This window comes from Methylomonas sp. 2BW1-5-20 (assembly GCF_052474515.1).
This window is the reverse complement of sequence record NZ_CP184127.1, coordinates 3,794,043-3,817,769: the sequence shown is the minus strand read 5'-3', so window position 1 is coordinate 3,817,769 and position 23,727 is coordinate 3,794,043. Positions and strand designations below refer to the sequence as shown.

Annotated in this window: 21 protein-coding genes; 14 read left to right on the top strand and 7 right to left on the bottom strand. The window is 52.9% G+C overall.

What is annotated here, in order from left to right; translation table 11 throughout:
- The first annotated feature begins 27 nt into the window (after positions 1–27).
- The 5 genes from can to ACH50O_RS17590 all read left to right on the top strand — a co-directional run bounded on the left by can (position 28) and on the right by ACH50O_RS17590 (position 8,237).
- Positions 28–660 (top strand): carbonate dehydratase, encoded by a 633-nt coding sequence (can, locus tag ACH50O_RS17610; RefSeq protein WP_446809053.1) that lies wholly within the window; start codon positions 28–30, stop codon positions 658–660.
- A 32-nt stretch (positions 661–692) separates the two neighbouring features.
- Positions 693–2,252, top strand: coding sequence for a SulP family inorganic anion transporter (locus tag ACH50O_RS17605; protein ID WP_446809052.1), 1,560 nt, complete (start codon positions 693–695; stop codon positions 2,250–2,252).
- A gap of 237 nt (positions 2,253–2,489) precedes the next feature.
- Complete coding sequence (locus tag ACH50O_RS17600; RefSeq protein ID WP_446809051.1) at positions 2,490–2,717, top strand: hypothetical protein; 228 nt, start codon at positions 2,490–2,492, stop codon at positions 2,715–2,717.
- Positions 2,718–5,315, top strand: a complete 2,598-nt coding sequence (locus ACH50O_RS17595; RefSeq protein WP_446809050.1) for an EAL domain-containing protein — start codon at positions 2,718–2,720, stop codon at positions 5,313–5,315.
- A gap of 66 nt (positions 5,316–5,381) precedes the next feature.
- Positions 5,382–8,237, top strand: a complete 2,856-nt coding sequence (locus tag ACH50O_RS17590; RefSeq protein WP_446809049.1) for a PAS domain S-box protein — start codon at positions 5,382–5,384, stop codon at positions 8,235–8,237.
- On the opposite strand, the gene ACH50O_RS17585 is transcribed toward ACH50O_RS17590, so the two are convergent.
- From ACH50O_RS17585 to ACH50O_RS17570, 4 genes are read right to left on the bottom strand one after another with little or no spacing between them, the layout of a single operon-like run.
- Complete coding sequence (locus ACH50O_RS17585; RefSeq protein WP_446809048.1) at positions 8,230–9,306, bottom strand: phosphotransferase enzyme family protein; 1,077 nt, start codon at positions 9,304–9,306, stop codon at positions 8,230–8,232. The genes ACH50O_RS17590 and ACH50O_RS17585 overlap by 8 nt on opposite strands.
- Positions 9,303–9,890 carry an RdgB/HAM1 family non-canonical purine NTP pyrophosphatase gene (gene rdgB, locus ACH50O_RS17580; protein WP_446809047.1) on the bottom strand — a complete coding sequence of 196 codons (588 nt, stop codon included), beginning with the start codon at positions 9,888–9,890 and terminating at the stop codon, positions 9,303–9,305. Before rdgB ends, ACH50O_RS17585 begins: the two co-directional genes overlap by 4 nt.
- 7 nt (positions 9,891–9,897) lie before the next feature.
- Complete coding sequence (gene rph / locus ACH50O_RS17575; RefSeq protein ID WP_033157559.1) at positions 9,898–10,647, bottom strand: ribonuclease PH; 750 nt, start codon at positions 10,645–10,647, stop codon at positions 9,898–9,900.
- A gap of 57 nt (positions 10,648–10,704) precedes the next feature.
- On the bottom strand, positions 10,705–11,610 hold the full coding sequence (locus ACH50O_RS17570; RefSeq protein ID WP_446809046.1) for a serine/threonine protein kinase: 906 nt from the start codon (positions 11,608–11,610) through the stop codon (positions 10,705–10,707).
- Positions 11,611–11,665: 55 nt separating this feature from the next.
- Between ACH50O_RS17570 and ACH50O_RS17565 the strand changes: the two genes are divergently transcribed.
- The 3 genes from ACH50O_RS17565 (at position 11,666) to ACH50O_RS17555 (ending at position 15,003) form a co-directional block, all read left to right on the top strand.
- Positions 11,666–12,517, top strand: a complete 852-nt coding sequence (locus ACH50O_RS17565; RefSeq protein WP_446809045.1) for a YicC/YloC family endoribonuclease — start codon at positions 11,666–11,668, stop codon at positions 12,515–12,517.
- Between the two features lie 176 nt (positions 12,518–12,693).
- Complete coding sequence (locus ACH50O_RS17560) at positions 12,694–13,914, top strand: tyrosine-type recombinase/integrase (protein ID WP_446809044.1); 1,221 nt, start codon at positions 12,694–12,696, stop codon at positions 13,912–13,914.
- Positions 13,915–14,325: 411 nt separating this feature from the next.
- Positions 14,326–15,003, top strand: a complete 678-nt coding sequence (locus ACH50O_RS17555) for a zinc ribbon domain-containing protein (protein ID WP_446809043.1) — start codon at positions 14,326–14,328, stop codon at positions 15,001–15,003.
- Positions 15,004–15,008: 5 nt separating this feature from the next.
- Here ACH50O_RS17555 and ACH50O_RS17550 read toward each other — a convergent pair whose 3' ends face one another.
- The 3 genes from ACH50O_RS17550 to ACH50O_RS17540 form a co-directional block, all read right to left on the bottom strand.
- Positions 15,009–15,539: a flavin reductase family protein gene (locus ACH50O_RS17550; RefSeq protein ID WP_446809042.1), complete on the bottom strand. Its 531-nt coding sequence runs from the start codon at positions 15,537–15,539 to the stop codon at positions 15,009–15,011.
- 31 nt (positions 15,540–15,570) lie between these two features.
- Positions 15,571–15,837 carry a hypothetical protein gene (locus ACH50O_RS17545; RefSeq protein ID WP_446809041.1) on the bottom strand — a complete coding sequence of 89 codons (267 nt, stop codon included), beginning with the start codon at positions 15,835–15,837 and terminating at the stop codon, positions 15,571–15,573.
- 187 nt (positions 15,838–16,024) lie between these two features.
- Positions 16,025–16,393 (bottom strand): hypothetical protein, encoded by a 369-nt coding sequence (locus ACH50O_RS17540; RefSeq protein ID WP_446809040.1) that lies wholly within the window; start codon positions 16,391–16,393, stop codon positions 16,025–16,027.
- A 329-nt stretch (positions 16,394–16,722) separates the two neighbouring features.
- On the opposite strand from ACH50O_RS17540, the gene ACH50O_RS17535 reads away from it, so the two are divergent.
- The 6 genes from ACH50O_RS17535 to cobT all read left to right on the top strand — a co-directional run bounded on the left by ACH50O_RS17535 (position 16,723) and on the right by cobT (position 23,717).
- Complete coding sequence (locus ACH50O_RS17535) at positions 16,723–19,017, top strand: PKD domain-containing protein (protein ID WP_446809039.1); 2,295 nt, start codon at positions 16,723–16,725, stop codon at positions 19,015–19,017.
- 280 nt (positions 19,018–19,297) lie between these two features.
- Positions 19,298–21,184, top strand: a complete 1,887-nt coding sequence (locus ACH50O_RS17530; protein WP_446809038.1) for an ATP-binding cassette domain-containing protein — start codon at positions 19,298–19,300, stop codon at positions 21,182–21,184.
- A 2-nt stretch (positions 21,185–21,186) separates the two neighbouring features.
- On the top strand, positions 21,187–21,696 hold the full coding sequence (locus tag ACH50O_RS17525) for a hypothetical protein (protein ID WP_446809037.1): 510 nt from the start codon (positions 21,187–21,189) through the stop codon (positions 21,694–21,696).
- An 8-nt stretch (positions 21,697–21,704) separates the two neighbouring features.
- Positions 21,705–22,148 carry a universal stress protein gene (locus ACH50O_RS17520; RefSeq protein ID WP_446809036.1) on the top strand — a complete coding sequence of 148 codons (444 nt, stop codon included), beginning with the start codon at positions 21,705–21,707 and terminating at the stop codon, positions 22,146–22,148.
- A complete protein-coding gene (gene cobU / locus ACH50O_RS17515; RefSeq protein WP_446809035.1) occupies positions 22,141–22,668 on the top strand; it encodes a bifunctional adenosylcobinamide kinase/adenosylcobinamide-phosphate guanylyltransferase in 528 nt (175 codons plus the stop codon). Before ACH50O_RS17520 ends, cobU begins: the two co-directional genes overlap by 8 nt.
- Positions 22,669–22,676: 8 nt before the next feature.
- Positions 22,677–23,717: a nicotinate-nucleotide--dimethylbenzimidazole phosphoribosyltransferase gene (cobT, locus tag ACH50O_RS17510; protein WP_446809034.1), complete on the top strand. Its 1,041-nt coding sequence runs from the start codon at positions 22,677–22,679 to the stop codon at positions 23,715–23,717.
- The last annotated feature ends 10 nt before the right edge of the window (positions 23,718–23,727 follow it).

The following is a 23,727-nucleotide window of genomic DNA, read 5'->3' as shown; positions in this document are numbered from 1 at the left end:
CTTAGTTAATCAATAAGGATGCCAATTATGCTTACACCTGCGAAATTATTGCTTGAAAACAAAGCCTGGTCGGAAGAGATCAGTAGAAAAGACCCGGAGTTTTTCGTCCAGCTGGCCAAGGAACAAAAGCCTGATTTTTTGTGGATAGGCTGCGCGGATAGCCGCGTGCCTGCCGAAACCGTGGTCAACGCCAAGCCCGGCGAAATTTTTGTGCATCGCAATATTGCGAATCAGGTCATCATCACCGATTTCAATTGCTTAAGCGTACTGCAATACGCCATTTCGGTCTTAAAAGTTAAGCATGTCATCGTTTGCGGCCATTATGGCTGCGGCGGCGTGAAGGCGGCCCTTCAACCGCAGAAAGCCGATTTGGTGATCGCCAACAAATGGTTGCTGCACATCAAAGACGTGTACCGCTTGCACCAGGAGGAGCTGGAGTCGATAGATCCTTCGAAGAAGACCGATCGCTTGATAGAGTTGAACATCATCGAACAAGTTTATCGCTTGGCCCATACCTCGATTATTCAGTCAGCCTGGAAACATGGGCACAAACCTACGCTGCACGGCTGGGTATACGGCCTGAATGACGGCCTGATTAGTGAATTGATCAAACTCGACCACAACACCCAAATCAATCCGATCTACCGTTACGCCGATTAGCATTCGGTTTTTCGTAATTACTGAGTAAACCCATGACATCTCAACTGAATTATTATTTGAAACATCTGCACCAGGATGTACCGGCCAGCATCGTGGTGTTCCTGGTGGCTTTACCGCTTTGCTTGGGCGTGGCGTTGGCATCCGGCGCGCCGCTGTTCTCCGGCATTATCGCGGGCTTGGTTGGCGGTATTCTGGTTTCCTGGGCTAGTGGGTCTCAGCTCAGTGTGTCCGGACCGGCAGCAGGTCTCACGGTAATCGTGTTTGATGCCATCGAAACCCTGGGCGGCTTTGGCGGCTTTTTGCTGAGCGTGGTGATGGCCGGCGGTTTGCAAATCATCCTGGGTTTTTTAAAAGCCGGGGTGATCGGCGCATTTTTTCCGGCATCGGTGATTAAAGGCATGCTGGCGGCAATAGGCGTGATTCTGATCATCAAACAAACCCCGCATGCCACCGGTTACGACACCAGCTTTGAAGGCGACGAAAGCTATATGCAGGAAACCGCCGAATCGAGCTTCTTCGAATTTTCCGAGGCGTTGGAGGGGATTACCCCCGGCGTCACCTTGGTCAGCGTCGTGGCCCTGTTGATTCTGATTGTTTGGGATAGCGGCTTCATTAAACAATTCAAACCTTTAAGATTGATTCCGGGCCCGCTATTAGCGGTCGTTTGGGGGATCAGTTTCAATACCTTGGCGATGTATTTCGCCCCGGAGCTGGCGATAGGCGAAAAACATCTGGTTTCGCTGCCGGAATTGGGCAGCGCCGCTAATTTTATCGACCAATTACGGCTGCCGGATTTCAGCTACTTTACCAACCCCAAGGCCTACAGCATTGCTGCAACCATCGCTATCATTGCCAGTCTGGAAACATTGCTCAGCATAGAAGCGGTCGATAAGCTGGATCCGCATAAACGGGTGGCGCCGACCAACCGCGAGCTTAAAGCCCAAGGTCTGGGCAATATGATCAGCGGCTTGATGGGCGGTCTGCCGATTACCGCCGTGATCGTGCGTAGTTCGGCCAATATCAATGCCGGCGGCCAAACCAGGCTATCGTGTTTCTTCCATGGCGTTTTGCTGATGGTCAGCGTGTTGTTTTTTGCGAAATATTTGAACATGATTCCGCTGGCCTGTTTGGCGGCAATTTTGCTGCAAACCGGTTACAAACTGGCTAAGCCGGCATTGTTCGTGGAGTTTTACCGCAAGGGTTGGAACCAGTTCGCGCCGTTTGCCATTACCGTTACCGCGATTTTGCTCACCGACTTATTGCAGGGCATTGTCATTGGTATGGCCTGCGGTTTCTTTTTCGTATTGAAAGCCAATTTCCACGCGGCTATCACCTTGACCCAGCACGGCTCTCATTTCCTGTTGCGCTTGCACAAGGATGTCTCGTTTTTGAACAAGGCTCTGCTGCGTAAATACCTGGATGAAGTGCCCAATGACAGCGAGTTATTAATCGACGGCACCAAAGCTCAATTTATCGATCTGGATATTATGGAAACCATAGCCGACTTCTTGCAGGCGGCGGCGGACCGGAATATCGGGGTTGAAACTCAGGGCTTCAGCGTTTCCTGCGAGACATCGTCTTCCAGTCACTAATCACGCCAGCGCCAGGCAGGCCTGATTGGCGCTTTAAAGCTCGGCGGAGGAGGTCATGGTGTTTGGCTGGAGAGCGCCTTTGCGTCTTTAACGGCAGATAGAATCTTTAGTCCTTCCGGTTTTGGGTATCAACCCGCTTAAAGCTGTCGGGCGTGCGTCCGGTCTTTAATTTGTCTGTGGGCGACAACCCGGCGGTTTTCAACCGTGCCGGATTTAACTGCTAAAATCCTACGGTGAATGATGAAAATGATTGATATGGCGAATATGAGCGGCGTTGCCGGCAAAGAGCGATTTATAACAACCAGAGAAACCGCCAAACGGCTGGGCGTGGCGCTGTCGGCGGTGCAAGTTTCGGCGGAGGCCGGTGTGTTGCGGGCCGAGATGCTGCTTTACCCAAAACCGGTTGCGTTTTTTGCGCTACGCCCGGTTGTGGAATTTAATCTGCGCTGGTCAAAAATCGCCTAGATGTCCGCCGCTCATGCTCCGGATACGGCTGGACGGATTCGCCAGGTGTTGGCCAAAATTAGCCTGTTCGGTTGGCAGCGCCGCTACGGTCGGCAATTGCGTCAGGCGGTCAGCGCAATACAGACAGGCAATACGCGTTATTCTCCGGAAATCGTCGCCCGCGCGAAAGTGTTGGGACATATACTTGACGAGTTGACGGAAGACCTCGGCGGTAAAAACAGATTTGCCGCGATCCGAGACAATATCGAAGGTTTGGCGAGACTGCTGGACGGTGGTCATGTAGCGAATGATGCCGTTTCGAACGCCCCTCCAGCTAATGCGATAAATCGTAAACTGATGCGGCGGAGGGTTCTGGGTAGCCCAGTACGTGCAAGCGGCACCGGCCAAGCAGCATGGAATATTAAATCGCTCGCCCAATCAGACGCAATGCACATTGTGCAGCACGCGACGCACCAGCTTTTGCAAGATTCCAATTTGGCTTGCGAGGCGCGGCAAGCGCTTCAAGAACTACTTCAGGCTGTTCAGGGGGCGATGAGCATTGCCGAACAGGGTGGCGAGCCGGTAAGCGCATTGGCTATTTCGCCATTGCCGCCAACAGATGGCTTAATAAGGTCGGGGCAAAGCGTTTTGGTGGCCGAAGACGATTTTGGCTGTCAGGCCGTGTTGAAAATGCAGCTTGCCGCCTTGGGTTACGACTGCGCATTCGCCGCGAATGGGACCACCGCGTTTGGCATGTGGCGACAAGGCAGCTTCTCAGCGGTATTGGCCGATCTCAACATGCCGGGTGCCGATGGTTTGACCTTGACCGGCGCGATACGCGCGGTCGAACGCAACAAGGGCGGCAGCATCCCTATCATTGCTATCACGGCGATCAATTGCCCGGATGAGTTGGACGCATGCCTGGCGGCCGGCATGACTGCGGTTTTACCTAAACCCATCGAGTTGGAACGGCTGCGTGAAATATTGGCGCACTGGCTAACTCGGCCCGAGCTGCCGCCCGTTAAGCAGGCCAGGGCTACTGAACTACCCGAAGCGGAAAAGTTCGGCTTGGACCTGCCTCATCTCGTCGGCGTAATCGGTAGCGAAAATCTGGTTCATGTCCGCGAATTGCTGGAGTTGTTTGTCAGAACCGCTAGGGTGGAATTGCAGATTTGCCGGCAGCAGGTCGAACGCCAGGACCACAGTCGCATCGGCAAAGCCGTCCTTAAACTCAAGGCCTCCGCGCAGACGATCGGCGCCTTGCAGTTTGCCAAACTTGCCGAGAGCCTGGAGGCTGCCATGCTAGCCGGACGGTTTGTCGACGCCGATGCCCTCATAGCCGAACTGCATGCGATTTTAACCGGGTTGGAAAAGGCCGGCGCGGAACTGCTGCTGTCCGGTTGGCAAAGCGACAGCGCGGCGGGAGGGCAAAATACCGCTGATTTTCTGATTCCGGAGCCGGTGCTGATTGTCGATGATGATGCGTTCGCGCGGCGCCAGTTAAGGCTGTTGTTAAATACCTTAGGTGTGCGCCAAATCCTCAGCAGTAGCAGCGCTTCCAGTGCGCTAATCGAGCTGCGGCAAGCGCGGCCCGCGATCGAGCTATTGATAAGCGACTTGAGTATGCCGGCCATGGCGGCACGAGATTTTATCCGGCAAGTGGCCGACAGCGATTACGACGGTTATCTGTTGTTGATTGGCGATGCCGGTCAACAGTCGTCGGATACTAACGCCGAATTCGTAAAGGCTAGGGGTTTGCGATTGTTGGGTACGCTGTCCAAGCCCGTAACCTTAGGCGATTTGGCGGATTGTTTTAAAATAACGGATGAAGCCACCAATCCCGACGCGGGAGTAAGTCCGGCCGGGTTAAGTTTGACTGATATTAGCCGGGCACTACGCGACGATGAATTCGAGGTGCATTTCCAAGCGAAATTGACTGCCGAAACCCTGACGCCGATTGGAATGGCGGCGCAATGGTGTTGGCAATATCAGGGTAGGCAGGTGGCGGCCGATATCCTGCTGGGTTTGGCCGAGCGTTACGGCTTGAGCTGCGAGTTGTTCAAGCTGCTTTTCCCCAAAGCCTTGAGCGGTGGGGTGCGTATCGCCGACGCCGGATTTTTGTTAAGTCTAACTGTCAATCTACCCGCCCGTTGCTTGAGCGATGCCCGGTTACCGGAGTTTATTCTGGCGTCGTTACGGGCTACCGGATTTAAACCCGAGAATTTGCTGCTGGAAATCGGTCAGGTTACGATTTTAAACGAGATGCCAATGGCTTGGGATAGTTTGGCCCGTTTGTGTTGGGAAGGTATTCAGCTGTCGCTGGACGATAGTGCGCCGGACGGTTCGGCGGTTCGCGCCTTGTGTCGAATACCGTTCACGGAAATCAAGCTGGATATAGGCTTTACACGAGAGGCCGTCAATTTGCGCAAGCCGGAATTTGCCGCCGATTTTATCGAATCGGCCAAGGCCTGTAATTTGAGTGTGGTCGCCGCTAACCTGCAGGCCCGGCAAGATCTGGATTTGGCCCGCGATTTTGGCTGCGATTTGCTGAGTGGCAATTTACTGGCGCCGGCCATGCCCGAGCAAAGAGCGATCGAATGGTTGCAAGCCAGGCTGTAGGGCATCGAACAGACTTTTAATTGCCGTCATTCTGCCCGTGGCGGATCGATGCCCGAGATCCTATTTATGAAGACTACGTACGAAGATGTAAGTGTTTTACGCAGCCAATTGCTGAATGCCACCCTGCTGGTTTCGGCGATAGTGGGTATCCCAAGTTTGGGAATATCCTTATCGCGAACGATATTCATGGGTTGGAAGCCGGTCATGGCTGTTCAGGTGATGGCATTACTCATGCTGTGGTCGCTATGGTTGGGGCGCAAACGCATTCCCTATATCGCTCGGGCAATATCGCTGATGCTTATATTTTGGGTGATTACCTACAGCGGGCTTTGGCAGTTCGGCCTGATCGCCAGCAGTAAATTGTTCGCACCGCTCAACACCTTATTATGCGTGTTTCTCTTCGAATTCCCGCTTGCCGGCTGGCTAATAGCGACCAATATTCTGAGCATGGCCTTGCTGGGTTTTGCCGCTACTCGGCACTGGGTCAACTTCGACGTGGATTATCAGGTGTATGCCTATAATCCGTTGCCTTGGTTGAATGTCACCTGGAATCTTTTTTCGTTCAACACCATCATTGCTTTTTTGAGCTGGCAAATGCTCACTAGATTGAAAAGCAATGCAGAGCAGGCGCGCGCTAACGCCGATTATCTGCAAAAGGTTACCGCCAATGCGCCGGGTGTGATTTATCAATATTTGCTGCGTGCCGACGGTAGCTCTTGTTTGCCCTATGCCAGTAGTAAACTCTACGATTTGATGGGTGTAACGCCGGAGCAGGTGCTGGACGATGCCGGGCCGCTATTTGCCGTTACGCACGGTGACGATTTGCCGGTCATCAAACATCTGATTGCCCAGTCCGCGCGCCAATGCGATGTGTTCCGGGCCGAGTTTCGCGTGCTGCATCCCGAGTACGGTTGCCGATGGATAGGCTGTCATGCCACGCCGGAACGGGTTGAAAACGGCGATACGCTGTGGCACGGTTTTTTTACCGATATTTCCCGGCAAAAAGCCAACGAAGCGGAGCTGGAAGAAAACAAGGTTTTGTTCCAGCGTTTGTTCGGACTGCTGCCGATGCCCTTGGCTGTGGTCAATCGCCATGGGCGTATTGTCGAGCTGAATAGCCGTTTTATTCAAACCTTCGGCTACGTCAATGCGGAAGTGGTTACCCTGGACGACTGGTGGCCGTTGGCATTTCCGGAGCCGGCTTATCGTCAACAGGCTATGACAGCCTGGAACGATGCTTTACGCAAGGCGAGGGATCATGGCAGCGATATTCAGGGGCTGGAATATCGGATAACCGACAAACGCGGCAAAATTCGCACAATGGTGGTCTCCGGCATCACACTAGACGACGGGTTTTTAGCGACTTTTTTCGATATTACCGCCCGCAAGGAAGCCGAACAAACGCTACAAGCCAGCGAAAGCCGCTTCCGGCAACTGGTGGAAAACTCGCCGGTCGCTTACTTGTGCCTGGATATTAGCGGTTACATTCTCGATACCAACGACAAATTCTGTCAAATGGCGGGGTATCGCCGGGAACAGCTATTGCAGCGGAATTTTAATGGGATCTTCGATCCTGATTGTCATGTCGAATTCATCGATCATTTTATCGACGGACAACAGATGGGCATATTGCCTGTCGCCGAGGAATTACGGCTGTTGCGTGGCGACGGCGGGGCGATTATCGTTTTGTTGGAGTGGCGGGTGCAATTGGATGTGGAAGGCCAGTTCGTGCAATGCCACTGCGTGTTGTACGACATCAGCGAACGCAAAAACATGGAAAATGCCTTATTGGAGGCGAAGATGGCGGCGGAAAGTGCCAACGCGGCTAAATCCATGTTTCTGGCCAGCATGAGCCACGAACTGCGCACCCCGTTGAATGTGATCATCGGTTTTGCCGAGCTATTAAATATCGGCGTGCCCGAGCCTTTGTTGGAGGCGCAGAAACAACCGGTCTCTCATATCTTGAAGGCAGGCAGGCAGTTGCTGACGCTGGTGGACGATGTGCTGGATTTGGCGCGTATCGAGTCCGGCAAGCTGGAATTGCGGATGGAGCCGGTGAGCTTGGACAGCATGTTGGATGAAATGCCGACAACCTTTGAGCGGCAGGCCGCGGAACGGCATATTGAATTAACGGTTAACAATGCCGCGGGCTTATCGGTATTAGCGGACGCCTTCCGGCTACGCCAAGTTCTGCAAAACCTGGTATCCAATGCCATTAAATACAATCGCGAACACGGCCGAGTCACGATTGTTTGCCAAAAAACCGAAGATAGCGTCAGGATTTGCGTGGAGGACACGGGCCAGGGCATAGCGGAACATTTGCAATCCGGGTTGTTTCAACCCTTCCGGCGCTTGGGCATGGAAACCACTCACATCGAAGGTACCGGTATCGGCTTGGTGTTGTGCCGGTATTTGATCGAGGCGATGCATGGCAGCATCGGTTTTAAGAGCGATGCGGGAGTCGGCAGTCAATTCTGGTTGGAATTGCCCGGAGCCACGCCAGCGCCGCCTGTTTTGCCGACGAGTGTCGACGATAATCAGGATTTAAGTCTCGAAGGCCAAGTGCTTTATGTGGAGGATAATCCGGTGCACATCAGTCTTATCAAACATTTGTTCCGTCGTATTCCAAAGGTCCGGCTGTATATCGCCCGGTCGGCCAGCGAAGGGTTGGCGATGCTTAAGGACGTTTCTCCGGATTTGGTATTGATGGACATATCCCTGCCGGGGATGAGCGGGTTGGAGGCATTGAAAGCGTTGAAAGCCGACCCGCTCACGGCACAAATCCCGGTGGTTGCGGTCAGTGCGGCGGCTATGGCCGATGACATAAAACAAGGGCTGGGTGCCGGATTCTCGGCTTATCTGACCAAGCCGCTGGATATAACGCAATTGTTGGATATGATAGCCAAGGTGCTGGCTAAATAACGGCGGCGTATTTAGCGGCGATGTCTTCGATTAAACGCAATAACTCGCTTTGCTGCCGCTCGATGTTGGCGCATAACGCAAATTGATCCACCGTCCTGTCTAGATTCTCTCGGGCGTTATTGACCTTAAAATATTGATTGCCCTGCAGGTAATCGCTAAAAAACCGTAGGCCCAGCTCGAACGGGATCAACAAAGTAGCCGTATACAGATAAGCGTAATCGGCTGGCTGGAAAAACTGGCCGGCTTCGGCTAAATAACCGTTCAATATGCTTGCACAGCGGGGTAAATCAAATCGATTGCCGGCTCGGATGTGGCAACAGGAACGCAGGCAGTCGCCGATGTCGTAATGCACCAGACCCGGCTTGACGGTATCCAGATCAATCAGGCTGACAATCCGGTCGCTGCCCGGTTCGAATAAAAAATTGTTCAGCTTCGGGTCGCCGTGTATCACGCGCTCTAGCAATTCGCCGCGCTGTTTGGCTTGTTCCAGCACCGCGATTCGGTCTTGAAAGCGCTCGATAAACTGTTGGCATTGTCGAAACTCGGCATCGTTTGGTACTTGTAGAGGTTGATCCAGAATGCCCAGATATATTTGATAATAAGCGGGGGCAATGTGGAAGCCGGGTAACGTGTCATTTAGCAATTCCGAGGCTAGAGTGCCGCACAGGCGATGAAAATGCGCCAGCGCAAAGCCGACTTGGCTGGCTTCCGCTCGATTGCTGAGTTGTTCCCGGCTCTCGGCCGGACTGATGAGCTCTAAAGCCCTCCAGATTTGGCCATCGTCATCACGGTAGAACGCCGTGCCATCGTTGGCCGGCAGTAGCGCCGGAATCCGTAGCTGCACGTTCGCCGGGTCTTGCTCCGCGATATGACGGTTCAGCTGCTGTAAATTGGCGACAACCTGATCCGGCTGCGGAAACACCCGGCTATTGATGCCTTGCAACACAAATGGGGTATCGCCAGCATTGACCAAGAAGGTGTCATTGATTAAGCCATTCCCAAGAGTGCTGATGTTGCCGACGCTGTGCCCTCCGGCGAAATGCCGAGCAATCTCTCGCAGTTTGTTCACAATCCGGCGATTTGCTGGCTAAGCGCCCGTAGGGCTTGAGCTCTATGGCTAAGGGCGTTTTTTAACTCTTGCGCCAATTGTGCGGAAGAGCATTGATATTGTTCGACCCAAAACACCGGATCGTAACCAAATCCGTTCTCGCCGACCGCTTCCCGCAAAATTCGGCCTTCCCAGACGCCTTGGGCGACGATAGGTGTCGGGTCATAGGCATGGCGCAAATACACCATCACGCAAATGAAGCGCGCCGAGCGTTCGGCGTCCGGTACTTCGAGCATGTCCGCCAGTAACTTGTCCAGATTGGCTTGATCCGTAGCGCCGACCCCGGCATAACGCGCTGAGATCACGCCGGGCGCGCCGCCCAGCGCATCCACCGCCAGGCCGGAGTCGTCGGCGATGGCCGGCAAGTTGCAATGCAGTGCTGCGTTGCGGGCCTTGATGATGGCGTTTTCGATAAAAGTCGCGCCGGTTTCTTCCGGTTCTACCACGTTGAATTGCGATTGCGGCAGGATGTTATCGTTTTGCAGGATGGCTTGAATCTCCCGAATCTTGCCGGGATTGCCGCTAGCTAAAACTATTGAACTCATTCTTGCGTTACAGGACGACTCGCAGAGGGGCTGGCTTTTTGGCTTCGCGCAATGCGGCTTGCTGTTTTTCCAGCAACTGATTGATACCCAATTCGGCGAGTTCCAGCATTGCGTTCAATTCGTCTTTTCTAAACGCATGGCCTTCGGCCGTACCTTGCACTTCGATAAAGTGGCCGGCCTCGTTCATCACCACGTTCATATCGGTTTCGGCTTGATGGTCTTCGGCATAGTCCAAGTCCAGCACTGGCACGCCGTTATAAATCCCCACCGACACCGAGGCGACTTGCCCATGCAGCGGGTTTTTCTTGATTTTGTGGGTTTTCAACAAATGCTCGATGGCAATCGATAGGGCCACGAAACCGCCGGTGATGGACGCGGTACGGGTGCCGCCGTCGGCTTGAATCACGTCGCAGTCGATGGTGATAGTATTTTCACCCAAGGCTTTCAAATCGATGGCGGCGCGCAAGGAGCGGCCGATCAAACGTTGAATTTCCAAGGTACGGCCGCCTTGCTTGCCGCGACCGGCTTCGCGGTCCATCCGGCTGTGGGTGGAACGCGGTAGCATGCCGTATTCGGCTGTGACCCAGCCTTCGCCCTTGCCTTTTAAAAAGCGCGGGACGCTGTTATCGACGCTGGCGGTGCATAAAACCCGGGTATCGCCAAACTCTACTAACACCGAACCTTCGGCGTGTTTGGTGTAATTACAGGTAAAGCGTATTTCTCGTAATTGATCGGGATTGCGTCCGCTTGGTCTCATATTCATCTCTTTGGTATATAAATTGCGGGCATTATACTGGCTTTACCAGGCCTGTTTTTAACTATTGCCCTGGTTTAGGGCTTGCTGCAACTCCGCGACACTCTGAGGTCTGTTCTCCGGAAAAACCGCCATGGCCCAGTCGATGGCCTTGAGTAAATATTCCGGGAAATGGCGCTTATGCGCTTTTACTGCCGGCGCTAAATCGTCCTGTTTGATACGATCCGGCGAAGGTTGCGGAATTTTATAATCCAGACAGGCGCGCATGCTGGCGCCTACCGCATAAATGTCCGACCAGGGGCCGAGATTGCCGTTATTGTCGTATTGCTCGATCGGCGAGTAGCCGTTAGTCAGCACCTTGGCGCGATTGCGTTGCGGGTCCAGCGTGATTTTGCGGATGGCGCCGAAATCCAGTAGCAAGGGGTCGTTGTCGTTACGGATCAAAATATTCGCGGGTTTGATGTCCAGATGCACCAAACCCTTTTGATGCACCGCTTCCACCCCGGTCAACAACAGTTTAAACACCGTCAGCAAAAAGGCTTCGTTAATCGGCAGGCTGCGTTTGTGCAGGATTTTGTCGAGGGTGATGCCGTAATCATAAGTCATCACCATATACACGGTGTCGTTGGCCTGGAAGAAATTGATGACATCGACAATATTGTGATGCTTAAGCATCGCCAGCACCTTGGCTTCTTCGAAGAACAAAGCCCGGCCGCGCATGAACAATATCTTGGCTTCTTCGTTATTCGGCACTACCAGATTGTTCCAGGTGCGATGCGCCAGTTTGCGCGGCAAATATTCCTTAATCGCTACCTGAATCTGATCGGCCAGCTGTCGGGCTAAATACACCGAACTGAAGCCGCCGTGCGCCAATTCCCGCTCGATCATGTACTGATCTATAATGGTTCCCGATTGCAGGTAGTTCCATTCCTTGGGATAAGTTTCTGGATCGTAGTATTCGGCCATGTGCAAAGCTGCGCGGGTTAAGCGTAACGATTATAGGTGAAAAATGATAAGAAGCATGACCGCTTTTGCGGACGGCGAAATAAGCGCCGACAATCTGACCATCCTTTGCGAATTACGTTCGGTCAACCATCGTTACAGCGATGTTAGCGTCAAGTTGCCGGAGCGACTGCGTTTTGCCGAAGCCGACGCCCGGCGCCTGATTGCGGACAAGCTGAAACGCGGCAAAATCGAATGTTCCTTAAGTTATAAAAAACAAGCCAGCGAGAACAGTTTCAATATCAATCGGGAAATTGTCGAAAAGTTATTGTCCGCCACGGCGGGTATCGAAGCCTTGATGAACAATCCGCAACCGTTTTCCGCATTAGAAGTATTGGCGTTTCCGGGAGTGCAGCAAGAAACCGAAACCGATAAAGAAGCGCTACGTGAAAAAATTGTCCAACTGTTAGACGAAACGCTGGACAAAATGCTGGAAACCCGCGCCCGCGAAGGCGCGCAATTAGCGCAATTATTGGAAGACCGCTGTCAAAAAATCAATTTGCTGGTAGAAGCCGCCCACAAACGCATGCCGGAAGTGTTACACAATCTGCGTAGTAAACTCACCAGCCGCGTGCTGGAAATGGTCGCCGAACCCAATTTCGACCGGCTGGAACAGGAACTGGTGTTGCTGGCGCAAAAACTGGATGTGGCGGAAGAGCTGGATCGCCTGGAAACCCACGTCGCCGAAGTTCAGCGCACCCTGAAACAACCGGAGCCCACCGGCCGCCGCCTGGATTTTTTAATGCAGGAAATGAACCGAGAAGCCAATACCTTGGGTTCCAAATCCGCAGACCGGGAAATGACCCAAATTTCCATCGATTTGAAAGTGCTAATCGAGCAAATGCGCGAGCAAATACAGAATATTGAATGATGTTTCAGACTGTCCCGGTCAATCCCGCGAATCAAACGAAGCCTGGTAAATCCGGGCTTTTTTATGTCTTAACCTTCCCAAGCAATCCCATAGCAGCGCATAATATGCGGGCACATAAAAGGGCACACAGTGTAAATTTTAATGAATTTTATGTGTGCCCACCCTTGGAGGCTGCTATGAGCGAATTAACCGATATTCAGATAAAGGCTTGGATTAAGAGCGGCGAGCGTTTTGAGCAACGGGGCGACGGTGGCGGCTTGTTTTTGAGCTTTCGAAAGGAAATGGCTGTGCCGGCGTGGAGGTTTCGTTATCGCTTTGCTGGTACGCGCAGAGTTATGACGCTGGGTAGTTATGCCGACTTATCTTTAGCTGAGGCCCGTAGACTTGCCAAAGAAATGAGGGCACGTGTGGCGCTAGGTTATGACGTGGCCGCAGAAAAGCAGGAAGGCAAGGCTGAAGCCCTGGAAAAGATCGAGGCCGCTAAAAATGCCTACACCGTCGGCCAATTGGCGGATGAATACTTCACCAAGACCATTCTGGGCCGCTGGAAGCACCCTAACATCGTTAGATCCCGGATCGAGAAAGATATAAAGCCCAATATCGGCAAGATACCGGTCAAGGATGTAAAGCCGATGGATATTTCCAGAATGCTGGAAGCCATCGTCGAGCGTGGCGCACCTACCATAGCTAACGACGTGTTGCGCTGGACTAAACGCATGTTCGATTTCGCCATCAAGCGCCACATCATCCAATTTAATCCGGCGTCAGCGTTTGACCTGTCCGACGCCGGCGGCAAGGAAGAAGCTAGGGATCGGGCGCTATCCCGTGATGAATTGGTAACGCTGTTCGAGGTCATGCGTAAAACCAAGGGCTTTTCATCCTTGAATGAATACGCCTTTAAGCTGCTGTTGATGCTGTGCGTAAGAAAAGGCGAACTGGTGACGGCCAAGGTTGAGCAGTTCGACCTGGATAACGCCACCTGGCGACTAACCACCAGCGACACGAAAACCAAAGCCGAAATCATCATCCCATTGCCCAAACAGGCCGTTGACTTGCTGAGGGATATTATCCGCCTGTCTGATGGCGTCTACCTGTTCCCTGCCCGGCAATATCAAGACCGGCGGCTTCCGTACATCCACGAAAACACCCTGAATGTGGCGCTGTCGAAAGTGAAAGCCAATATGTCCGGCGTCGAGCCGTTCACGATCCACGACTTTAGACGCACCGCCCGCACCCACCTGGCGGCGCTGGGCATTGAATCTCATATTGCCGAGCGTTGCCTTAACTATAAAATCAAAGGCGTCGAAGCTATCTACAATCGCCATGATTACTTTGACGAACGCAAGGCAGCCTTGCAAAAGCTGGCGAATTTTTTGGAGGCTTGCGACAAAGGCTAAAACTGGAGCGTAACGCCACTGAGAAAAGCGGCGGTATAACAGAATTTAACCGGATAGCCCGGCCAGGCAACAAGCGGGATTCGTCCCCCGCTTCCGGTTAATCCTTTCGGACGGCTGACACTTTGACGGAGTGTATTTCTCTGTTAGGCCCAACGTTTAATTATTGACGTTAAGTTTTAGCGCGCCAACGATTCCGATACCACACTACCTTTTCTAACCTACTAGGCGTCTATCGTAAATCACATGAGCATTGATTTTCTGTTTGTCTCGCTACACGACTGACCGCGCGATCCTTTGGCTTCAGGCTATCGCGAGCGGTTAGCTGCGCTAGGTGGGGGTGGGTTGCGGGAGGAGACTGTGTATTTTGTGTGTTATTCTGACCTCGTCTATTTATAGGGAGTTGGAGGCCGTATGTTTTCTTTAATGTCCTCGTCGCATAATGCCTGCCAGCGGGCTGCGCAGTTGTTTATTACGATTGCGACCGTCCTGGTCATTGGCAAGGTGGTCACGCAGGTGCCGGTGATGTCCGAGCTGGAGGTGGCCGGAGTATTTAAGGCTGCCGCGATTGTTTGGTTTCTGGCCAGATTGGCGGCCCTGATCTTGTTTTATTTTTTTGCCTGCTACGTGATAGAAGCTATTCCCGCTCGCGGCGGCGCCTTGTCGTTTGCCAAGGGCATTGCGGAGCCTTTAACGGCGCTGCTGATTGTGATTACGGTGCAGGCATTGTTCTGGGAATTGTTGTCGCCGTTTGTCGATAGCTTGGGCAAGACTATTTACCATAGTTCCGCCATCATTTTGATCGTTGCCGTCAGCATTTGGTTTGTACTCAGAGCGTATCGTCATGCGACTTATTTGGTCGATACGGTTGCCAAACTGGCCGGCGTCATAACCGGGCTTATCCCGCGGCAAAAACACGATTGTCCGCAGTGCGGCGCGCAAATCGCTGCTGACGCGCGTTTTTGCAATAAATGCGGCTATCAAGCACGGGAAGCGAATGCCTGTGCGGCATGTGGGGCGGCGGTGCAGGATCAGAAGTATTGCCAGAATTGCGGAGCAACCCTTGGCAATTCGACAGCGGCGGATAATTAAAGCTGTTAGCGCATTTTCGATGACAATTCGATGATGTCGCCATCGACTATAAAGCGGCCATAACCTTGGTGATGCAGAGTCTTGGGGTTCTGTTGCGTTGGGTCTATCCAAGCTTGGACTACCTCCATGACGAACAGATTGTATTTATTGACCAGGCGGCTATCGACCACCTTGCATTCCAGATTGGCGAAGCATTCGGCGATCAGCGGGGCGGCGACTCGTAGCGCCGGGAGCGGCGTCAGTCCGACTAAGGCAAATTTATCGATATTGCGGCCGGAAACGTTTCCGGCTTGCACCACTTTAGTTGCAAGTGCCGATGCCGGTAACGCGATCACGCATTCCCGGCTGGCTCGAAGAGCGGCAAAACTGTAATCGTCGCTACTGACGACGCATGCCAGCAATGGCGGCTCGAATTCCACCATCATATGCCAGGACAAGGTCATAAGATTGAGCTTGCCCTGATCTGCGGTGGTCAGTAACACCACCGGTCCCGGCTCCAGCAAGCTATAAACGTCCGAGAGCTGCAATTCTTGCACAAGGCTTTGCGGCACGGCGTTTGTTTGCCGATTACTCGGAAAGGCGGGCGGCGACTCTTTGATAAGCGGCTTTCAATTCTTCGCCAACGATTTTGGCTTTGGCAATATAGTCTTCGGAGGTTTCAATCGAGTCGTCGGCAATTTCAGAGGCTTTGCTTTTTATTTGTTGCCACTGATTTTCCGCCGCTTCGAACTCATCCTTTGCATCCATTGACGCCAGATGCAGCTTTAACTGAAGCTCTTCGCGAACAGACTCCAGATTGCCCAGCAGACTTTCAAACTCGTTTTTTACTGACATGATTCGCTCCTTAGCTTATGTGAGAACCGTTGATATCAGACTAGACTCTTGCAAACCATTAAAGTTTAACGAAAGGCCTGATAGCTTTGGCCGAAGTTCTCGTGCCTTGAAAAAACGCCGGTGTGGCGCAGTCGGCGAATCATCGGTAGTGTCGGCATCTGGCTTGTCGGCTTGGCGTTGGCGAAGACTAATAAGTCCATTCGCCGGCTTCCTCCACTAGTACGTCATTACTGCCTTTAACCACGCGCAGTGCTCCGGATTCCAAAACCAAGTAGCTGATATTGCCGGTTTTGAATTGATAGCCGATAAATTGGCAGGGTGTTACCCCGTCGGCGCACATCGTGTGTTTGGTACTGCCTTGCAGGGTGATCGACTTGCCGGTTTTCTTGGACACGCCGTGATAACTGACGTTATTGCAACTGACTTCGCCCTCTTCGCAGTGGCGCGTAATCGTCACAACGTAATTAGCGGTAGTCAGCGTATCGGCATAGCAAAGCGCGGAACAAAAAATTAAACAGGATATGGCGATAGATTGGCGAATGCTGGATAAACGCATGGAGTTTCCCGAAACTGAATCAGTGGTGATCGCGACTGCGAAGTATGAACACAGTTTAGTCAAGTTAAGGATTTTTGTTTGGCGCTGGCAAATCCCTGCCATCGTAAGCGGTGATTTGACGGGGCACTAGCCCTTTACGTCTATACTTTGACGGCGAAACGCCGCACACCCGCTTCGCGGGTAGTTTAATTTTCGTTTCTTTCCGTAATCGCCGGTCCCGTCGCAAAATTTTCCGGCTCTTTGTTGTTTACTCTATTACCAGAATTACTTGGCTGTGCCCACGGAATTGGAGATCGGCACAGTGACTTTACATTGCACGGGAGTCCATTATGAACAGACAGACATTTATCGCGTCCGCACTACTAACAACTTTGGTAGGTTGCGCAATCTCGCCTGAACCAACAGCCTCGATTGAAAACGACTTAAGTACGACATTGCCGGCCTCGGCCGCCGGTCTTTATGCCGAACCGCTGTACTTTGCCTCGCCTGAAGACGCACAAAAAGCGCTGATAGGATACAACTACGGTTTAACGTTACTTGCCGACGGTAGGGTGCAAGCCTTCGTTTCCGGTTTAAACGGCTCCGGACTAGAGAATCCGTTCGAAGTGGTTAAGGCAAAGTCGCAAAGCGCCTCCGGGTTGGTCGCCGATCTGTCTCAAGGAGAAGCGGAAAGTCCGTTCCCGCAAATTAGCTTGCCACAGAAAAAGAACGGTCAGGCGGCTGTGAATGCCTTGGGCGATAAGCTAGGCGAAGTAGCTAGCGCCTACGATATGACGCCAGAGCGCTTGCAGGAAATATTGCAAACCGATTCGACTGCCTGGATCGACGAAAGCGGCCGTCTGCTCTATATCGATGAGCATCCACAGGTTCCGGAAGGTCAAGGCAAACAAGAAACCGCCACGGCGACCGGCGGCGGCAATAGCATGACTGTCGCGGCAACGACCAACGCGTTCGCATTGCACAGTAAACCAGGTTCGAATCGGGTGATCTATCTGGACTTTAATGGGTATGAGGCCGTAAATACGGCGTGGTATGCCGGTACGCTGACTGCCCAAGCCTATGATGTCGATGGCAATCCAAAGGCCTTTAGCGAAACCGAGTTGAATAATATTCGCGAAATCTGGCAACGGGTGGCGGAAGACTATGCGCCTTTCGATGTCGATATTACTACCGAGGAACCGGCAGCTGATGTGTTAAGGCGTACCAGTAGCGGCGATGCCCAGTTCGGGACTCGCGCGGTCATAACCCGCTCCATGCCGCAATTATGCAGCCAGACCTGCGGCGGCGTAGCTTATGTCAATGTGTTCTCGTACTATTCGTCTACTACGCCGGATCGTTACCAACCAGCTTGGGCTTTCTTCGACAAACTGGGCAACGGTTATCCCAAGTATGTCGCGGAGGCCATTTCGCATGAGGTTGGGCATAACTTAAATCTGAACCACGACGGTAATGCCTCTACCGGTTACTATGCCGGCCAAGGTAGCGGAACTACCGGTTGGGCGCCGATTATGGGCGTGGGCTACTACAAGCCTGTCACCCAATGGAGCCGTGGAGAATATCCGGGTGCCAATAACTTGCAGGATGATATTGCCGTTATCAATGCGGCGGGTACGATGTTACGCCCGGATGACTTTCCCAGCACTACGGCTACTGCTGCGCCGTTGGCAGGCGATCCTGGCGCGGTTTTACAGGACGGAATCATCGAACGAAGTACCGATGTAGATGTATTCGCCTTTTCTACCAGCGGCGGTAATGTCCAATTCAATGTCGCACCTGACCAGATTGCCCCCAATCTGGATATTTTGCTTAAACTGATCGACGCTAAAGGCAACACGGTCGCTCAATCCAATCCAATAGATAGCTTGTCGGCAACTCTGGACACGACACTGGCCGCCGGACAATATTATCTTCAAGTTGAAGGGGTGGGAAAGGGTGATTTAACTACCGGTTATTCTGATTACGGCAGCGTCGGCCGCTACCGTATTACCGGCAGCTACCCTGCTCTGGCTCTGCTGCCACCCGCCGCAGTGATTTCGGCATTGCCGACTGTGGGCAATGCACCTTTGAATGTTTCTCTTAACGGTAGCGGATCAAGCGATAGAGACGGTACCATCGCCTCCTACCTCTGGAATTTTGGGGATGGTACGACTGCGAGCGGCAGCGCTAATGTCAGTCATGTTTACAATACTCCCGGCGCATATACCGCAACGTTGACAGTGACGGACAATAGCGGTTTGAAAAGTAGTGCAAACCAAAGCGTACAGGCATCGCAAAGCCCTGTCGCAGTTAATATGAAGGCTTATAGCACCAGCGTTACCCGCAAAACCTTGAGCGGCGGAAAGCTGCAATGCACCGCTAATGTAACGGTGAAATCCGGCGCCTCGGTTATTATTGGCGCAGGTGTATACGGTGTTTGGAGCGGTTCGGTCACTTCCGGTAGTACCAAAACCGCAGTGACCGGAGCCACATACTTGATTACCAATACCAAAGGTATTGTGAATTTAGGTAGCGCGGTCTTGCCTGGCAATAGCAAAGGTACCTGTGGCTTTACTGTCACCAACGTCGTGAAAAATGGTTATGCATATGATGGCAGTGGAGTTGTAACGGGTAGTTTGTCCTGGTAACAGGGGGCTTTTGGGAAGACTTTTTAGGAGTCTTCCCGCCTCGACGAATAAAAAAGATCAGCTTCGGCGGCAGGTGTATATGCCGCCGGAGAAAGCTCGAAACGTTTTTTGCCTCTTGCACCACAGTTCCCTCCAGCGTGCAATTTGTCGGCAGCCAGTTAAAAGGTGCAACGAAAATAAAGCGTTACGCAGTTGGTTAAACAGCGAAAGACGTCATCCGCTCTCCCGCGTTAAAATTGCCGTATTGTGCGGCGATCGCACCCGGCTACCTTCCACCACCATGCTCAATTTCAAAAATATCGCCATCCGTCGCGGCAGCCGTTTGCTGTTTAGCGAGGCCTCTTTCACGATCCATAAAGGGCAAAAAATCGGCTTGACCGGTGCCAATGGCGCTGGTAAATCGAGTCTTTTTGCCTTGTTGCGCGGTGAACTGCATGCCGACGAAGGCGAGTTCTCAATGCCGCCGAATCTGGAAATCGCCCACGTTGCCCAAGAAACGCCGGCCTTGGAATGCTCAGCCATCGACTATGTGCTGGACGGCGACCGCGAATTGCGCGCGTTGCAAGCAAAATTGTGGGCGGCGGAGCAAGCTCACGACGGCCTGAAACTCGCGGAATTGCACGCTGCTCTGGATCACGTCGGCGGGTACACGGCACAGGCGCGGGCGTCACGGTTACTGAACGGGCTTGGCTTTACTACCGAGCAGGAAAGCCGGCCTGTCAGCTCGTTTTCCGGCGGTTGGCGCATGCGTTTGAATCTGGCGCAAGCGCTGATGTGTCGCTCGGATGTGTTATTGCTCGACGAACCAACCAACCATCTGGATTTGGATGCGGTGATTTATCTGCAGGATTGGCTGTGCAAATATCCCGGCACCTTGTTACTGATTTCCCATGACCGGGACTTTCTGGATACCATCACCGACCATATCGTCCATATCGAACAAAACAAGGCCGAAATATACACCGGCAATTATTCCGACTTCGAACGTATGCGCGCCGAAAAACTGGCCCAGCAACAAACCGCCTACGAGAAGCAACAGCGCGAGATTGCGCATATCCAAAGCTTTGTCGACCGTTTTAAAGCCCAAGCTACCAAAGCCAGGCAGGCGCAAAGCCGGATCAAGGCCCTGGAGCGCATGGAATTAATCGCTCAGGCCCATGTCGATTCGCCGTTCGGCTTCAGCTTTCCACCGCCGAAAAAAATGCCCAATCCGTTGTTGAAAATCGAAGAGGCCGACATTGGCTACGGCGATAAAGTGGTGATTAAAAACGCCAATCTGTCGATTGCGCCGGGTGATCGTATCGGCCTGCTCGGGCCCAATGGCGCCGGTAAATCCAGCTTGATCAAAGTACTTTCCGGGCAAATGCCGGCATTGACTGGTAAGCTACAGACCGCTCAGGATTTGCATATCGGCTATTTCGCCCAACATCAACTGGAATTGCTGAACCTGGAAGAAAGCCCGTTGTGGCATCTGCAAAAACTGGACAAACAAGCTACCGAGAAGGATTTGCGCAACTTTTTGGGCGGCTTCGATTTTCGCGGCGATAAGGTCAACGATCCGGTCGGGCCGTTTTCCGGCGGCGAAAAAGCCCGCTTGGTACTGGCTATGCTGGTTTATCAAAACCCGAATTTGTTGCTGTTGGACGAACCGACCAACCATCTGGATTTGGAGATGCGCCATGCCTTGAGCGTGGCCTTGCAGGAATATCAAGGCGCCATCGTCGTGGTTTCGCATGACAGGCACTTACTGCGCTCAGTGACCGACCAACTGTTATTGGTGGCCGGCGGCAAGATGCAGCCGTTCGACGGCGATCTGGACGATTACAAGCAATGGTTGGCCGAACAAAAGAAAGCGGGCGACGAACCGGCGCCGGCCGACAACGCCGGCGGCGTGTCCCGAAAAGATCAGCGTAAACTGGATGCGGAGCGCCGGCAGCGTTTAAAACCGTTGTTGGACGCTGTGAAAAAAGCGGAGGCGGCGGTGGAAAAATTTCATCAGCAACAGCGCGATCTGGAAGAACAATTGGCCGATCCGGCCATTTATGCCGAGGAATATAAGGAACAATTAAAGCAGTTATTGAGTCGGAAAGGCCAAATCGATAGTGCGCTGGAACAGGCCGAGATGGATTGGCTGGCAGCGGAGGAAAACCTACAACAAGCGGAGTGAACATGTACCAACTGATGGTGTTGTTTTTTGAGATTTGCATTCTGCGCAAAGGGCCGCAGGATGTGCCGGCATCGCCTTGGCTGTTGCGGTTGATGTTCATACCCTATTTGCTGGTTAATCTGCTGATTTTACTGTTGGACAGCGATTGGTCGCATGCCTTGTTGCAGATCGCCGCGGAAACCGTATTGATGGTGGGTTTCTGCTATCCGTTATTATATTTTTCCGGAAAAACCGCCCGTTTTCCACAAACCCTGACCGCTTTATTGGGGGCCGATGTGGTGATCAGTCTTTGCGCTATTCCAGCGGTCGCCAGCCTGAATACCCAGATTAGTCAGGTGGCCTATATCGCGGTGATCGTGCTGATGGGTTGGCACTGGCTGGTTAACGGCAATATTTTCCGGCACGCTCTGGATAGGCCGTTAATGTTCGGCTTGGCCTTGGCGTTTTTATACATATTGATTTCCACGCAAGTAATGACTTTGTTGTTTACCGAGATCGCCGTTAGCGATTAGGAGGAAGTATGACGATTTATAAACATGTTTTATTAGCCGCCGATTTTTTTGAACACGGCGAGCAAGTGGCGAAAAAAGCCGAGCAAATCGCCGCGCAAAACAATGCTGAGCTGAGTCTGGTGCATGTGGTGGATAACTTACCTATTACCGATCCTGCTTATGGCCCTATCATTCCGTTCGACGTGGATTTGACTCAGGAATTGATGGAAGCCACGAAAAAACGGCTGCGCGAATTGGGTGAGAAACTGAGGGTGCCGGTAGAAAGACAGTATTTGGAAATGGGTAGTCCCAAATTGGAAATCGTCCGGGTTGCCGAAGAAAATCAAGCCGACTTGATCGTAGTGGGTTCGCATGGCAGGCATGGTTTTGCATTGTTGCTCGGCTCCACCGCTAACGGCGTTTTGCATCACGCCAAATGCGACGTGCTGGCAGTGCGTTTAGCGGATGATTGAACTGGTTTTGGGCGGTGCCCGTTCCGGTAAAAGCCGCTATGCCGAGCAACAAGCTTTGGCCTCCGGTTTGCCAGTCGTGTACATCGCCACCGCCGAAGCCGGCGATGACGAGATGCACCGTCGCATCCAACATCATCAACAGCGCCGTCCGCAGCACTGGTTAACCGTTGAAGAGCCTATCGCATTGGCGGATGTGATTAGCGAATACGCCGGCAAACAGCATTGCTTGCTGGTCGATTGCCTGACGCTTTGGTTGTGCAATGCATTATTCGATAAACAAGGCAGGCTACAAGAACAGCGCTACCGGCAACAGGCCGACGCCCTGTGCACGGCACTGACAGCTAGCCGGCAACATATCATAATGGTCAGCAATGAAGTTGGTCTGGGCGTTGTCGCCGCCGATGCGATGACCCGCCGCTTCGTGGACGAAGCCGGTTTTTTACATCAAAGACTCGCGCAACTAAGCGACAAGGTGGTACTGGTAACCGCCGGTTTGCCGCAAATCCTCAAAAACGCCTAATTCAATTTATGAACAGCTTATCCGCGCCGATTGCCGCGCCCGATGTACGCTATTACCAACAAGCTCTGGACAGACAAGCGCAGTTGACCAAGCCGCCCGGTTCGTTGGGCTTACTGGAAGATTGCGCGGTGAGGCTGGCAGCGATGCAGCGTCGCGAACAGCCGCGTCTGGAAAAAGTCCATGTCAGCGTATTTGCCGCCGATCACGGCATCGCCGAAGAAGGTGTCTCGGCATTTCCGCAAGTGGTGACAATGGAAATGGTGAAAAATTTTGCAGCCGGCGGCGCGGCGGTAAATGTATTGGCGCGCCACATTGCCGCGCATTTTGAAGTTGTCGATGTTGGGCTATTACAAGCCTTGGATTTGCCCAACATAATTAGCCATCGAGCCGGCGCGGGCACTGCCAATTTCAAGCGGACGGCGGCGATGAACGACGCGCAATTAACTATCGCATTCGCCGCCGGCCATGCTGCTGTCGAAAGAGCCTTGGTCAACGAGGCTGATTTATTTATTGGCGGCGAAATGGGCATTGCCAATACCACCAGCGCCAGCGCACTGGCCGCCGCCAGCTTGCGGATACCGGCCGCCGAAATGACCGGTGCCGGCACCGGTTTGAATGCCGGACAAATCGAATGCAAAGCAGGCATTATCGATGCGGCCTTGCAGTACCACCAAGCTGCGTTGCATTCGCCTTTGGCTATTTTAAAAAACCTGGGCGGTTTCGAAATCGCCGCGTTGACCTCCGCTTACATCCGCGCCGCTCAGCGCGGCCTGCCGGTGTTGGTCGATGGCTTTATCAGTAGCGTCGCGGCTTTATTGGCTGTTGCCGTCAATCCCGGCTGCGCGGATTGGTTTTTTTATGGTCATTGCTCGGCGGAAAAAGGCCACGCGCGGGTACTGCAAGCGCTGAATGCCAGGCCGCTATTAAATCTGGATATGCGCTTGGGCGAGGGTAGCGGTGCGGTATTGGCGGTGCCTTTGCTGCAAATGGCCTGCCGGTTGCACAATGAAATGGCCACTTTCACTCAGGCTCAAGTCTCCACCCATTAAAAGGTTTTGC